We start from the raw sequence: 15,780 nt of genomic DNA on the forward strand, positions 1-15,780 counted from the left end.
GAACTTCAAAATTCAAAATGTTTGCGTAGCGTCTTGTAAAGAAGAAATGTCATCCTTGAGCATGGTTTGATTAAGCAAGTGAAACTTAATAATTTTGTCCACTTGCTTAAGGAAATTACTTAAGTAATTGTTGGCGTCCTAGTCCCAAATCCTTAACCATATCTCGGATTGGTTGATAGTCACTAGGAATAGCAGAATCGTAACGCAGAAGATCACCGTAGCCAGTTACCTTAATTTCTTTGTGGGCATTTAAAATAGCTTCCCGAATTTTATTTTTCGTGGCTGCATCCAAGTCATTCCGGTATGTTAGAGGAGAACCAGGTAAGGGGTTAGAAGAAAGCAGAATACGATTGCTTTGTTTGGTAATTAACCCTTGAGAAAGCATCTTTTCGTAGGTGATGTCGTTGTCAGCTGCTGCATCTACTGTTTTGTTTTTAACTGCTAGTTCAGCAGCATCATGAGAACCAGCATAAGTCAGTTTACCGAAAAACTCTTGAGGCATCTTACCCGTGCTTTTCTTAACTATATAGCTGGGTACTAATGCTCCAGAAGTAGAAGCTGGATAGACAAAAGCAACATTTTTACCTTTTAAATCTTTCAGAGATTTGGCTGGAGAATCACCAGGCACAACAAATATACTCTTGTATGTAGATTGACCATTCTTACGAACACCTACTGCAAAAGCTTCTGCCCCTGCTTCTTGCTGGGCTAGCACATAAGATAACGGCCCAAACCAAGCGACATCTACCCGGTCTTTTCTCATAGCTTCAATCACACCTGCATAGTCAGTAGCAGTGAAGACTTTGACAGAGCGACCAAGTTTTTTCTCCAAATAGACTCGCATTGGCTCAAATTTTTGCACCATTTCTTGGTTATTTTCAGCAGGAATTAATCCCAAAACAATGGGACGGTTTTGAGCCGAAGCCACTGGTAAGTTGAATTGACCTTGCAGCAACGAGCTTATTGCTTGATGGCTGACCTGACTCCCAACTGCTAAAGAGGATAGCAAGACTGCAATGGTAGTTATATATTTTCTGCGAAACATGATTAAAATCTCCAAATTAAGTGAAATAGTTTAAGTTAACTAAGGCATTGATTTTTTGGCTAAACCCATCAAATCTGGCGCTTATCTACTATCGAATTAAGCTTGTTAAGTCAGAGGTCATACTATGGAGCAGGAACCGTTGATAACCATGCGAAAGTTGTTACCTCGATTTGTCTTATGTTCAATCTACAGTTCGTTTCTTAAATTCAAAGGGGCAGTTATATTAAAAGTTACTTATGAGCTGAACTATACAAGCTACTCTACTTGTATAGAGTGAATTGGCTTGTAAACATAACGATTCGAGTAGCTACGCTACAGTTAAGGAAATTTATCTGTTGAGGCGGGCAGAGAGGGGGAGAAAAAAGGCTTAACTGAAGCGTATTGGCTTAAAAATGGTGTTTCCTAGCCTGATCTTTGACTAAATTTTAAGCATTATTGCTTATTGACAAATGGTTAATGACCTAATCTTGTGATCGATGATAAAGTTCCGATTTGATTTTTGAAAACATACTGAGATTGAAAAGCCCGATTTATCTAAAATCTTATTCAAAACTTTTTAAGATATTAACCAAAATTTAATTTATTTTTATAAATTTGTTAATAATTTATTGTTAATCTCAGCATAAATCTAAATAGATAATAACATTTGAATTTTAGAGCTTTATGTATCCTTTATCCAAAATAGGATTCAAAAGTTCTAAAGGTATCTTTTGGGAACCATTTTAGATGAAATAGCAGTATAAGCCCTAAAAAGCAAAGTTTTCAGTTTGATTTTAATTCATTTATTAGCATAAATGAATCCGTAGAAACCGTTTTAGTCAATAAACACAACAGTTACGCTCCAGATCCTGTCAACCATTAGAAGAATATCTGATAAAAAGAGTAGATCATAAAAAGTACAGGTAACTAAGAAAAGTTTGATTATTGAATTAGAATGGTATCTTCATGAAGTCTATAAAGCAACAGCAAAAAGGTGAATCGCTTTACCATCAAATAGCTGAAAAGCTAATTGCAGATATCCAAGCTGGAGATTATCTTCCGGGCGATCGCTTACCTTCAGAAAACGAGTTAGCCGCACACTACGGTGTTCATCGCTTTACCGCTCGCATGGCAATTACATCTGTAGTTGAACAAGATTTAGTATATAGAATACAAGGGCGCGGTGCTTTTGTAAAAGAACAAAAAATTGATTATTCTCTCAACTTTAAAACTAACTTTACTCAAAGTTTGCTCAACTTAGGCTATCTTCCCTGCATCCAAATCCTTAGTAGCAAAATTATTAATGCCAGTGAACAACTTGCCAATTTACTAGAAACTAATATCGGAAATTCTCTATTCCAAGTAAAATTTCTCCGCGTGGCATCGCTGACAATGACGGATACTACTGTACCCGAATGGAATCCTTTATGTATCAGTGTTTCTTATTTACTCTCAGAAAAATTTCCCGACTTACCTATACTGATTTATAAGTCTCAATCTCTCTACAGTTTGCTGCGAAATCACTATGGGATTGAGCCACGTCGTACTCGTACTCAGATTGAAACCCAGGCGGCTTACAAAGAAGAAGCGAAACTTTTAAAAATTCCCTCTGGTGCACCAATGCTAACAACTAAAAGCCAAGTTTGTGACCAGCATGACCACTTATTTGAATACACAGTCACTCATTTTCGGGGCGATCGATTTACTTTTGAAGTTTCTTGTTCACCGCAGGTAACAACTTGAGTAGAGGTTTGAGATTCAAGAGTAACTCGATGACCCAGTTGCTCTAGTCGCTTGACCAGTCTTCTAATCATAGAGTTGGGGATGTGGCGATCGCCAGTGCTGGGTGGCAGCAAGTAAAGATCAACCTGAGCCGATCGTCTGGAATTTTATCGTGGTCTCGTTGAACCAAGAATCCCCGTCGATTTATCGCGGGGAGTGTCAAATCTCCAATTTAATCAATGGATGGGCTTCATACCTCAGCCCATCCTACCGCGCTTCTTGAATGCAAACGACATTCTTCGTTCTTATATCTGTTCGCAGCTTGTGGTAAGTTCTACATTGTAGAAAGTCCCTGGTTTGGGCTTAATTGAACGCAACTCCTGGATAAAAGCATTAAATCTTGTATTGCTTGTGCCGAAGCCAGCTTCAGCACAAGCAGATAAACCTCCTTCGATGGGAATAGGAGATCCGACTCTGGGACTATATACAATAAATTTATCGACGGTGCTAGTGCCGACTGCAAACCCGATAACCTGGCGAATTGTTCGCAAAGCGGCATTATCTAAGGAACCACCAATACTGCCAATACTGATATTAACCGCACGACTTTCAGCTACAGCCGGCGCACTAATCGACAATGCTGCCCCGACAATCATTAAACATGTGAACTTCTTCATTTTCCTCTCCTCCAAAAAATTGAAAAACTAATAATTAGGTTTCGACATGGATGAAGTACATCAGAGACTTTGCCATGTAAGGTTTTAGATATCTGTTGTACCTCACTCGACTGAAAACCTATGTAGGTAAAAATGTGGAATACTTATTTATTATACTGTCATGTTGACACTCCCCGCCCTAAAGGGAACGGGGATTCTTAGTTCATTGACGTGCCTTAAAATTATCTATCTTTGCGGCAATACTTAAACCTGATACCCGTTCAATAGAACAAAATATCGAGTCTAATTTAAATAATTCCAGTGGGCTTCATCTCCCTAAGCGTTAGAGAACTATTTCTCTAGTTCCGGTATGCCCTACCGTACTTTTTCCAATCAATAAATAGTGTGTTCACTGGTTTTAATGCTCGTTGGCATTAAGGCTTTTTTTATCGTGGCGTTTCGCTACCCACTATCCATTATTTTTTCCTAGCCAGTCGTTTTGGGGTTGGTTATCCATTTGTGCTAGCGGTTACTCTACCTGTGGCATTATTAAATTGTACCCTCAAATGGTTGTATGTGTCTAGAGAAAAATATTTTCTGGGGTATGTGGTGCTGTGCTTAATAGTGCAGAAAACTTTCCGGCCTCTCAAGTTGAGAACACAGTGACACGGAAGAACTCAATTTGTTGCTCTATCTGCGTTCGTTTTTTTAGTGAAGCAGTGGCAGGTGGAGGACTTTTTCGAGGTAAGGTAGCTAATGGGGGAATTGGGAGACGTTGATAACACAACCGTTCAATAATTTACTAAACTTTAGTAACTACCATAAAACTACCGGAAGAAGCAAATTTCCTTTCTTCAAATCCCACTAGTTAGGCAGTTACCTTTTTTCCTGGTATACCTCTTCCTCATCGTAGTCTGACAAGAGAATTTCAACATCACGCAAATTATTGATGGCATATCCACCCAAACCAATCATTAATAAACCTAGTGAAGAGATAGTATACAATAATGCTATTCCCGAACCACTACCAGTCCCGACTAACCATCCAAATAAGGGCATGAGATGACCTCCCGGCATCATTGCTGGTTGAAAAACTTTGTCAGCAAGTGACCCAGCTATTAAGATAGCGATCGCTGAAACACATTGCTGAATTGTAGAAAGGGTGGCAAATACTCGACCTTGATCGTAGGGCTTGACTTTTGTCAATAAAATCGATGTGTTGGAACTTATGAGTAAAGGAAAGTTTACGGAAGAAAAAAATTGGGCGGGTAGCCAAATTTGTAAACCTTGAGCTAAACCAAAAATCGTTTTACTAACACCAGCCCCCACCATTCCTAAGAGAAAACCATGAATCCGGGGCTGAAAACCGCCCCAAATACTTAACAGTGAAGCTCCAATTACACCACCAATTCCAGCAGCAGAAGAGATGCTACCTAAAGCAGTAGCATCATTACCTGTACGTGCCAAAATCATGGGTGCGTATAATGTTCTACCAATATCGTGAAAAAACCAAAACAACGCTCCAGTAATAGTCATAGCTAGCAAACTAGGGCGTGTGAGAAGATAGCGAAATCCAAAGGTAATTTGCCAAAAAAAACCTTTATGGTCTTGGTCTTTCAGATTGCGATCGCTAAATTTTGGTTGATATATAGGTATTTTTAATAGAATAGTTATGGCTACTACAAAACTAAGAAGATCGATAATCAAAATGCCACTAAAATCAATCAGAGGATAGAGAAAACCTGAAAGAGCAGGAGCAATAGTTATGGAACTATAATGCAGGGCGGAATTCATTGTAGTTGCACGGGTATAGTGCTTTTTAGATACTAAAGTGGACATGGTGGCTGAATATGCCAATTCTTGAATTTCACTAAAAGCTGCGTTGACAGCACTCGATACATAAAAATGCCAAATTTGCAAATTATCAGTGAGATATAAACAAAGAATAATAACAGTCGATACAGCTGCGACTGTATCAGCAATCATCATCAAAAACTTGCGGTTAGCATGATCTATAATTAGCCCAGCAACTAAAGTCATGAAGATGCTAGGTAGAAATGTAAAAAATCCCAAAAGTGCTAATGTAGTTACTTGATTAGTCTGTTCCCAAAGCCAAATTGTAATGGCAAAACTAGTCATATAACTACCGATAGTCGAAATTATTTGACCAAGCCAAATAATAGTAAAGTTACGCATATTAAAATAATTCGTAATTCGTAATTAAGTTTTTTGGCGTTGCTGATTGCAGTATGAATTTTGTTTCGCGCAAAGGCGCAAAGAATTTAAATTTTCTATTGTTAAAACATTAACTTTCATACCTAATTCAGCAACGCCAGTTTTTTAACGGGGGGTTTAGACTCCGCTACAAAACTTACAGCTTTCAGAAGCGGGAGACTTAAACCTCCAAAATTAGTTAAAAAAGTAAATATATTTTTAGGTGTGTGGCACGTTTCCACACACCTAAGATGCTCGTTAACAAATAATAAATTTACTGAGCTTTATCTAAACAATATTTTAATTTTTCTGCTAAAACTTTGACGTTAGGTTCAGCTAGAATTGTGCCATGTTCACCTGGAATAACATGAACATCTAAAGGCTGAGAAGTAAAGTGGCTCCAATCTAAATTAGGCTCAATTATATTTGCGCTCATCTGCTCATTTTTATCAATAGATAGTTGCTGCTCGGCTTGAAATAATGTAATTTGCCCAGGATAAAATTTAGCTACATAGTCCATCAAAGCTCTTTTATGACTTTTAGTAACTTGCAAATAAGCGCGAATTTGCTGTAATCCGATATCTGGAGGTACAAAATTAGCTTGTTTCATCATATCTAGAACATAGTTCAACTGCTTTTCTGGCTCAAATTCTCGGAGAGTTACTTCTGAAATCAACAAGTCCTTACCAAAAAATTTAGCTGTAGCTATAGCGATATCAGCTAACAATTGAGCATCATTAACTTTATTATTCTGAAATTTATTAATAACAATTGGTGGTTTGGTATCTAATAAAGCAAGCAAAGCAACTTTCTCTCCTTGCTGTTGTAGCTGTATAGCCATTTCCAAAGCTATTAACCCTCCCATAGACCATCCACCTAATAGATAAGGGCTTTGTGGTTGTATGTTACGCAATGCTTGAATGTAGGAACTTGCCATGTCTTCTATTCGATGGTAAGGTTCACATTCTCCATAGAATCCTGGTGATTCTAAACCGTACAAAGGTTGCTCTCTACCTAAATGACTTGCCAAGTTATAGTAACAAATTACATTTCCCCCACTAGGATGAACACAGAAAAAAGGTTTCTTGCTACCCAAAGGCTGAATAGGTACTAAAGGCAGCCAAGATTTTGATTCCGGCTGCTGGCGAAGAATAGCGGCTAGATGCTCAATTGTAGGCTCTTGTAATAAATCAGATAACGCTATTTTTCGCTGAAAATGCTTTTCAATTTGAGCAACTAAACGCACTGCTAAAAGTGAATGTCCACCGATATCAAAAAAGTTATCTTTTACCCCTATTGGGCGCACTTGCAAAAGTTCTTCCCAAATATGTTTAAGTTGAAGTTCCAGCCCTTCACGCGGGGCTACAAAAGAATTTTCTGATTTTGAATTTAGGAAATCGGGATTTGGTAATGCTTTCCGATCTACTTTACCATTGGGCGTTAGTGGCAAGGTTTTTAACCGGATAAATACGCCAGGTAGCATATATTCTGGTAGTTTATTTCTAAGAAAATTACGCCAATCTTGAATAGTTGTAGATATATCTTTACGTGGTACTATATAAGCCACAAGTCGTTGATTGCCTGTCTCATCTTCTCGCAACAACACTACAGCTTGTTGAATGCTGGGATGTTGGCATAGTACTGCCTCAATTTCTCCTAATTCAATTCGGAAACCCCGAATCTTAATTTGGTTATCAATTCTGCCTAAAAATTCTAGATTGCCATCTGCTTGATAGCGTACTAAATCGCCAGTTTTATATAGCTTTGCTTCTTGCTGTTGGCTAAAAGGATGAGAAATAAATCGCTCGGCTGTCAGTTCTGGCTGATTTAAATAACCTCGCGCTAGACAATCACCACCAATATAAAGTTCACCAGGTACACCAATAGGTACAGGTTGTAACTGTGAGTCTAAAACATAAACCTGCGTGTTGGCGATCGCTTTCCCTAAAGGCACAGTTTGAGAATTCAAATCAATCTCCTCAACCTGATAAGTTAATACCCCAACTGTCGTTTCTGTAGGCCCATAATGATTTAAAATCTTGCAATCAGGGGCAAATTGTTGAATCTTTTTAATTAATTCCCAATTGCAAGCTTCTCCTCCTAAAATCAACCGCGCTTTTGGTAGTAAATCTTGAGTAGAATCAGTCAGTAATGCCTCTAGATGGGAAGGTACAATCTTCAAACAATCAATTTGATGCTGACGGCAATAATCAGCTAACGCCTGTCCATTGGTAGTACGTTCAGTTGAGATAATATGCAAGCAACCACCACTACACAAAGCAGCGAAGATAACTGTGTTACCCAAATCCGCCGCTAAAGTTGAGACTAATGCAAAACTTGCACCAGTTGGTAGGTCTAATATTTGTTGAATACTGTATAGGTAATTGAGGATTTGGCGATGTTCAATCGCTACTCCTTTGGGCTTACCTGTAGAGCCAGAAGTATAGATGGTGTAAGCTAAGTTTTCACCTGTGACATTACTAAGTGGATTGTCATGGCTTTGGCTAGTAATTTCTTTTTCATCTGTGTCTAAATACAGAACAATAGGAACGCTAAGTGCAGGGTGTTGCTGTTGAATGGTACTATTAGTTAACAATATCTGTACTTGAGCATCTTGTAGCCGCCCTATCAAGTTGGATGTGGGAAAGCTCGGATCTAATGGTAAATATGCACCACCTGCTTTGAGAATGCCGAGGATTGCTACAATTGCTTCTAACGTTCGCTCCATGCAGATAGCGACGATTGTTTCTGGTTTAACGCCCTGTTGTTGTAGGTAATGGGCGATTTGATTGGCGCGACAATTAAGTTCGGTGTATGTAAGTTGTTGCTGCTCAAATACAACAGCAATATTGTTAGGGGTGCTTTTTACTTGCGCCTCGAAGAGTTGGTGAATTAATTTGTCTTGGGGAAAATCTGTTTGAGTATTGTTGAATTCATATAGTAATCGCTGGCGATCGCATTCTGTGAGAATATCCAATTGACTAATACTAAGTTCTGGATTAGCGATCGCACTTTCTACCAAAGTCTGCAAATGTCCAGCAAAGCGTTGCATATCCTCTGCTTTAAACAAGTTAGCATTATAATGCAGTGCTGCTAACAAAATATCTTCTTGCTGAATCGATAATTTAACGTTGAATCTTTCTGTGCAGACATACTGCTGGTAGAGGGAAAATGATACTTCCTCAGCAGAGTACTTTACTGATTGCTCTTGAAAATCAAAACTAAATGGAAACCAAGATAACTCTGCTAATTTTTCCCATGTAAAATACTCCTGCCATTGAGATATATCCTGTGTCCCTTGAGTAACCTGCATTAATATATCAGAAAATTTGCAGTCTGCTTGCAAACTACATTGCAGTGGTAAATATTTGGCAAATAAACCAATTGCTGTCTCTAACTCTTGGTATTGACGACCATTATACCCTTTGCCAACAATCATATTTGGCTGTTGGGTAAATCGCCAAAGTAGCACTAACCAGCAAGCTAACCAAAATGTAGAGGTTTCTGTACTGTATTGCTGAGTCAGCTTTTCAATTTTGGTGATTGCACTTTGAGAAATTTTACATTCAACAGAGTTAACTATAAATGATTCTGAATCAGCTAATGATTTAGACGTAAAAGGCAATTTAACATGAGGAAAATTTGAAAAATCCTGTTGAGTCCAATAGTTTTCATCGGCTAATTCATTATCTTCTAACAATTGATTCTGCCATTCTGAAAACTGTACATACTGCACAACTTCCTCTAATTCTTCACCTTTGTAAAAATATGCAATTTCCTTTATTAAATTCTGAAGTGAGCAAGCATCGGCACAAAGGGCGGATATAGTAAGTAATAAAATCTGCTTTGTTGCTGATAGGCTGATTAAGCAAGCTTGTAATAAAGATCCTTGTTCAAGTTGCAAAAATTGGACTCTTTCTTGCTCGAATAGACTATTAATTTCTGACTTTTGCTGTTGTGTATCCCAACTACTAAGATTAACTTCATGCCAAACAAATTTACTTTCATCTGCTATCACCTGTAGAGGTGTAGCTATACCCTTGGGACGGATAAATTTTGTCCGAAGTATTTCGTGTCGATTAATAAGTTTCTCTAAAGCAGCTTGCAGAATTTCTGTATTTATGTTGCCTTCTAGAGAAATTGCACCTTGAACACAATAAGCAGAGTTATCTTTTTGTAACTCCCAAAGATGTTTTTGTTGGGGTGAAAGTCGAAAACCATTAATCACTTTTTCTTCTAACTGCATTTTTTATTTAACCTCTCTTAACTTAATATCTTGACTTACTCAAACAATAGCCGAATAGAATAATTTTCAGGTAGGGGCAATTCATGAATTGCCCCTACAGCGCGTAGTTTTACCTAAGTACTAAATATTTTGAGCATTGACAATTTCGCCCATTGCTACGACAATTTTTCGCGCTCCCACAAAGGAATTGCGCGCGTGTGCAGCTAGCATATTGTCGAGCATTAACACATCCCCTTTATGCCAAGGGAAAGTAATCTCAGCTTGCTTGTAAACAGCACTAATTTTGTCAATTACTGATTGTTCAATTGGTGTACCATCACCGTAATAAACATTTCGCGGTAGGTTGTCTTCGTCAAATAACGACAACAGAGATTCGCGTACTGATGTATCTAAATAAGCAATATGATGTAACTGAATTTGATTAAAAAACACCCATTCACCTGTTTTAGGATGTTTAGCGATCGCTTGCCGAATTTCTCTAGTTTTTAAACCGCCGTCTGCTTTCCATTCCCACTCAATTCCATTCTGAAAACAAAACTTTTCTACTGCTGATTTGTCAGTGGTATGAAAGAAATCTTGCCAACCAACATCTAGCCCTTCTGTGTAGTTACGGACATACATTAATTTCTTTTGAGCAAGTTTTTCTCTAATTTGATCATCTAATAACTGATAAACTTTTCGACAATCAACAACTGGTGTTTCTCCACCTTCTGGCGCTGGTTGTACACAGTAAAACCAAATTTTCATTGGCCATCTGTGAATATGGGAGCTTTCATTGTGGAATAAAATCGCTTTATCTGCTGGATAAGGAGTAGAACCGTAGACTTTCCCACCTAATCCTTCACGGGGTAAATCGCCATATTCACCAAATAATTCTGGACAAATAGCTTGAGCAAAGTTTTCAAAATTAGCTACTGAATTGAGATTAAATCCTCGAAAAAGGATAGCACCATGTTTAAGTAAATTAGTTTCGATAAATTGGCGATCGCTTTTAGCCCAATCGCTTACATCGAGGTCAGAAACATTCGGTTGGCAAAGTAAAGGTAAAGTTTCTCCTGCTTGGAGATAATCAGTTTTGACTAATTTCTCTTGAGCCAAACTGATTGCTTTTGGCTTGACCGTTTTGAATTTTTGAAAGTTAACCGCTTGACGTTTTGTTTGTTCGCTAATTTGTTGTTTTCTTTCGTCTGGAGTAATCATTTCTAAAGAGTTAATCTTGGTATCTGGCTGTGTCACAATGTTATTCAGGAGGCTGATAAAATTACTAGACATCCGAGCGATCGCATCAGTATCAAACAAATCTGTTTTATATTTCCAGCCAAGGGAAATTTTCTCTTCTGTTTCTACCGCAAATAAAGCTAAATCAAATTTTGACTGTCCATCTTCAACTTCCAAAGGATGTAATGTTAAATTAGAAAGTTCAATCTCTGGTGTTGGGGTATTCTGCAAAACAAACAATACTTGAAACAGAGGATTTTGCTGTAACCCTCCCTCTGGGCGTAACTCTTCTACCAGTTTCTCAAATGGCAAATCTTGGTAAGCGTAAGCTTGTAAAGTCACTTCGCGCACTCGCTGCAATAACTCTCGAAAATTAGGATTACCGCGCATATCTGTACGTAAAACTAATAGGTTAATAAAAAAACCAATTAGTAATTCAGTTTTACTCTGATTACGATTAGCAATATCAGTACCGACAACAATATCATCTTGATTGGTATAGCGATAAAGTAAAGTTTGCAAACCTGCCAGTAAAGTCATAAACAAAGTGACATTTTCCTGGCGAGTGAGTTCTTGAATTTTCTGCGATAGTTCTACGGTTAATTCAAAATCGTAAGTAGCACCCTCAAAACTAGGAATCTCTGGTTGAGATTGTCGTGTGGGTAACTTCAATGTCGGTAAATTACCTCCTAATAACTGTTGTTTCCAATAAGCTAATTGAGTTTCTAAAACTTCTCCTTGTAACCATTGATGTTGCCATACAGCAAAGTCAGCATACTGAATTTTTAAGGATGGAAGCGGGGAAGGTTTACCAGCACAGAAGGCTTCGTATAAAGTTGCGAGTTCTTGAATTAACACTCCTATTGACCAAGCATCAGAGATAATGTGATGCATCGTTAGCAGCAGCACATATTCTTTCTGACTTAACTGTAGTAGCTTGATGCGTAGCAACGGGCAACAACTTAAGTCAAAAGGCTGCAATTCTTCCTCAGTTGCTAATAGTTGCACTTGGGCTGCTTGCTCTATAGGTTCGAGTGCTTGCAAATCTACAATTGGCAATGGCAAATTCAAGCTAGGAGTAATAACTTGAATTGGTTGCCCTTCTACAGCAACAAAATAAGTTCGCAAAACTTCATGCCGTTGGACAACTTCATTGAAACTACTTTCTAAGGCGGCTATATCAAGTACACCAATGAGGTGAACAGGCGCAGACATATTGTAAAGAGGGCTGTTTGGCATTAGCTGACTGACAAACCACAGCCGTTGTTGAGCGAAGGAGAGGGGTAAATCTCTATTCCGAGAAACAGGTTCAATAGGAGGATATTTAATAATTTGTGCAGTCTGCAACTGTGTATTGATGCTTTGGGCTAACTCAGCAATAGTGGGTGATGCAAATAACCAACTTAACGGCACTTCCGAATTGAATGCGTCTCTTACCCGTGACATCACTTGAGTTGCTAGCAGCGAGTGTCCTCCGAGTTCAAAGAAATTATCGTAAATACCAACTCGCTCTATTTTCAGCACTTGCGACCAAATTTGCGCCAGCATTTCCTCAATGGGTGTGCGTGGGGCAACAAATTTTTCTAGCAGAGTGCTGTCTAACTCTGGTTTTGGCAGGATGCGGTGGTCTATTTTACCGTTGGGAGTCAGGGGTAAGGATTCCAGCAGTACAATAGCACTTGGTATCATGTACTCTGGTAGCTTTGCCTTCAGAAAGTGACGCAGTTCTGAGACTGTGGGAGATTGTTCCACCTTTGACACTATATAAGCCACTAAACGTTTGTCGCCCGGTTCATCCTCTCTTACTACCACCACCTTTTCCCACACGCCTGGGTGTTGCGCCAGTAATGCCTCAATTTCTCCCAACTCAATGCGAAAGCCCCGAATCTTGACTTGGTTATCTATGCGTCCTAAATACTCTAACTCGCCATTGGGCAGATAACGTGCCTTATCTCCTGTTTTGTACAGTCGTGCTTGGGGGTTCTTGCTAAAAGGATTAGAGATAAACCGTTGTTGTGTCAATTCGGGACGATTTAGATAACCACGCGCTACCCCAGCACCACCAACGTACATCTCACCAGAAACGCCAATTGGTACTGGCTGTTTATGTTCATCTAGCACATACACTTGTAAGTCGGGAATTGGACGACCTATTACACTTGCCGTACCATGCAAATCGGCTTTACTCAAGGGGCGATAGGTAACGTGTACAGTGGTTTCCGTAATCCCGTACATATTTACCAATTGGGGCATCTGGTCGCCGTGGCGTTCAAACCAAGGCTGCAAACTCTTGAGTTCTAAGGCTTCTCCACCGAAAATTACTAGGCGTAAGTTCAAGTTGTCAATAGTCGCGATGGCGTTCCGCCCAGCGTAGCTGATCGCCTGTTCTACTTTAATTAACTGACGGAAGGCTGAAGGAGTTTGATTGAGAATTGTGACTTTTTCTTGACACAATAATTCATAAAAGGATTTGGGCGATCGCGTCACTAAGTATGGCACTACCACTAGTCGTCCACCATACAGCAATGCACCCCAAATTTCCCATACGGAGAAGTCGAAGGCGTATGAATGGAACAGTGTCCACACATCATCTTGATTGAAGTGATACCAAGAGTTTGTCGCTGCAAACAGACGTACTACATTAGAGTGATTGACTAAAACGCCCTTGGGTTTACCTGTTGAGCCAGAGGTGTAGATGACGTAGGCAAGGTGGGAAGAATTGAAAGTTTGAGATTTATAATTTGAGATATGAGATTGAATAATTTCCCAATCTGCATCAAGGCAGAGAACTTTGGCTTGATGGGCGGGAAGTTTTTTTAATAGGTGCTTTTGGGTTAATAATACCTGTACTTGGGCATCTTCCACCATGAAAGCTAGGCGTTCTTGGGGATAGGTAGGGTCTAGGGGAACGTAAGCACCACCAGCTTTGAGAATACCCAATAAACCTACCACCATTTCTAGCGATCGCTCTATGCAAATCCCAACTAATACTTCTGGTTTTACCCCCAGAGTTTGCAAATAGTGTGCTAGTTGGTTAGCTTGTTGATTTAATTCGCGGTAAGTTAACTGCTGCTGTTCAAATATTATAGCGATCGCATCAGGTGTTTTTTCTGCTTGTAGTTCAATTAACTGATGAATACACAAATTCTCTGTCCAGTCTGTTTGAGTATCATTCCACTCCACAAGCAGTTGATGTTGTTCAGATGCGGTTAATAATGGTAACTCAGAGAGCTTGGCTTGAGGATTAGCAACAATACCAGAAAGCAAGTTCTGGAAATGCTTGATCATTCGTGCAATTGTAGCTGGCTCAAATAATTCAGTACTGTACTCTAAACTCCCAATAATTTCGCCATCGGTTTCTGCCAAGGAAAGATGTAAATCAAATGCAGCTGTTTGATTTTCGTCATCCACCATGCTTAAAGTTAAATCAGGTAACTCCAGAGCTTGCATAGGTGTATTCTGGAGTTGAAAAACAACCTGAAACAGAGGGTTGTAGCTGAGGTTGCGCTCTGGTTTAATTTCTTCTACTAATTTTTCAAAAGGAAAATCTTGGTGGGCATAAGCTCCTAATGTCACCTCGCGTACTTTAACTAGCAACTCTCGAAATGTTGGGTTTCCACTTAGCTCAGTACGCAACACCAAAGAGTTGACAAAAAAACCAATGAGTTTTTCAATCTCGCCTCGGTTACGATTGGCAATAGGCGAACCAATGCATATATCATCTTGACCCGTGTAGCGGTGCAATAAAACTTTAAAAGCCGCTAGCAAGGTCATAAACAGAGTTACCCCTTCACTGCGACTTAGGGAATGTAACGCCTTAGTTAAATCTTGTGGTAAAACAAACGATTGAGTCGCACCTCGAAAACTGGGAATTGCTGGTCGTGGTCGGTCAGTAGGTAGGCGCAGCATGGAAAGATTATCTAGTTGCTGCTTCCAGTAAGCTAGCTGAGTATCCCAAACCTGACCTTGTAGGCGCTGTCGTTGCCAAACTGCAAAGTCGGGGTATTGAATTGACAATTCTGGTAGAGGCGACTGTTTGGCATTAGAAAAAGCTGGATAGAGTGCAGCTAATTCATCTACTAGCACCCCCATCGACCAAGCATCAGAGATTATGTGATGCATTGTAAACAACATCACATATTCTGTCTGACTCAGATGTAATAATCTCACCCGTAATAACGACCCCTGCACCAAGTCAAAGGGAAGAAGCGACTCTTGATTAATTAACTGATTTACTTCTTGCTCTTGCGTTAACGATGGTATGCCGCACAAATCAACCACAGATACTTTCAAGCTCAAAGATGAAGCAATGATTTGAACTGGTTTGCCATCTACAGAAGTAAATGTAGTTCGTAGAGCTTCATGCCGTCTAATAATTTCATTGATGCTTTGTTCTAGTGCCGTTACGTTTAGCTTACCTTGCGATCGCACAGCACCAGAAATGTTATAAAAGGGGTTCCCTGGTTGCAGTTGTTCGATTAACCATAGCCTCTCTTGAGCGAAAGATAAAGGAAAAGAGTTAGATTCTCGACTTTGGGCTGGGATAATTGTGGGTGCAACTTTTTCTGTTTGCTGGTTCAGGCGTTGGAGTAGTAGTTCGCGCTTTTCAGGAGAAAGAGCCGCAATTCGGTTAGTAAGGTCTGTCATGGTTTTCGTTCTCCCTCGTTGCTGATTGCAGTATGAATTTTGTTTCGCGCAAA

Annotated in this window: 6 protein-coding genes; 1 reads left to right on the top strand and 5 read right to left on the bottom strand. The window is 39.4% G+C overall.

Annotation, left to right across the window (positions count from 1 at the left end; all coding sequences use genetic code 11):
* Positions 1 to 115: 115 nt before the first annotated feature.
* On the bottom strand, positions 116 to 1,045 hold the full coding sequence (phnD, locus tag F8S12_RS29815; protein ID WP_196519872.1) for a phosphonate ABC transporter substrate-binding protein: 930 nt from the start codon (positions 1,043 to 1,045) through the stop codon (positions 116 to 118).
* Positions 1,046 to 1,990: 945 nt separating this feature from the next.
* On the opposite strand from phnD, the gene phnF reads away from it, so the two are divergent.
* Positions 1,991 to 2,767: a phosphonate metabolism transcriptional regulator PhnF gene (phnF, locus tag F8S12_RS29820; protein WP_196519873.1), complete on the top strand. Its 777-nt coding sequence runs from the start codon at positions 1,991 to 1,993 to the stop codon at positions 2,765 to 2,767.
* A gap of 284 nt (positions 2,768 to 3,051) precedes the next feature.
* On the opposite strand, the gene F8S12_RS29825 is transcribed toward phnF, so the two are convergent.
* The 4 genes from F8S12_RS29825 to F8S12_RS29840 form a co-directional block, all read right to left on the bottom strand.
* The gene (locus F8S12_RS29825) at positions 3,052 to 3,423 is read right to left on the bottom strand and encodes a hypothetical protein (RefSeq protein WP_196519874.1); all 372 of its coding nucleotides are present in this window, start codon (positions 3,421 to 3,423) and stop codon (positions 3,052 to 3,054) included.
* A gap of 855 nt (positions 3,424 to 4,278) precedes the next feature.
* On the bottom strand, positions 4,279 to 5,598 hold the full coding sequence (locus F8S12_RS29830; RefSeq protein WP_196519875.1) for an MFS transporter: 1,320 nt from the start codon (positions 5,596 to 5,598) through the stop codon (positions 4,279 to 4,281).
* 292 nt (positions 5,599 to 5,890) lie between these two features.
* Positions 5,891 to 9,862 carry a non-ribosomal peptide synthetase gene (locus tag F8S12_RS29835; RefSeq protein ID WP_196519876.1) on the bottom strand — a complete coding sequence of 1,324 codons (3,972 nt, stop codon included), beginning with the start codon at positions 9,860 to 9,862 and terminating at the stop codon, positions 5,891 to 5,893.
* A gap of 120 nt (positions 9,863 to 9,982) precedes the next feature.
* Positions 9,983 to 15,706, bottom strand: coding sequence for an amino acid adenylation domain-containing protein (locus F8S12_RS29840; protein WP_442946837.1), 5,724 nt, complete (start codon positions 15,704 to 15,706; stop codon positions 9,983 to 9,985).
* Between the last annotated feature and the right edge of the window lie 74 nt (positions 15,707 to 15,780).

It is taken from the genome of Nostoc sp. WHI (assembly GCF_015714725.1).
Taxonomy (GTDB): Bacteria; Cyanobacteriota; Cyanobacteriia; order Cyanobacteriales; family Nostocaceae; genus Nostoc.

Bases quoted from the DNA above. Each gene is read 5' to 3' on its own strand.
- phnF (WP_196519873.1), top strand. From the start codon at position 1,991: ATGAAGTCTATAAAGCAACAGCAAAAAGGTGAATCGCTTTACCATCAA.
- F8S12_RS29835 (WP_196519876.1), bottom strand. From the start codon at position 9,862: ATGCAGTTAGAAGAAAAAGTGATTAATGGTTTTCGACTTTCACCCCAA.
- F8S12_RS29825 (WP_196519874.1), bottom strand. From the start codon at position 3,423: ATGAAGAAGTTCACATGTTTAATGATTGTCGGGGCAGCATTGTCGATT.
- F8S12_RS29830 (WP_196519875.1), bottom strand. From the start codon at position 5,598: ATGCGTAACTTTACTATTATTTGGCTTGGTCAAATAATTTCGACTATC.
- phnD (WP_196519872.1), bottom strand. From the start codon at position 1,045: ATGTTTCGCAGAAAATATATAACTACCATTGCAGTCTTGCTATCCTCT.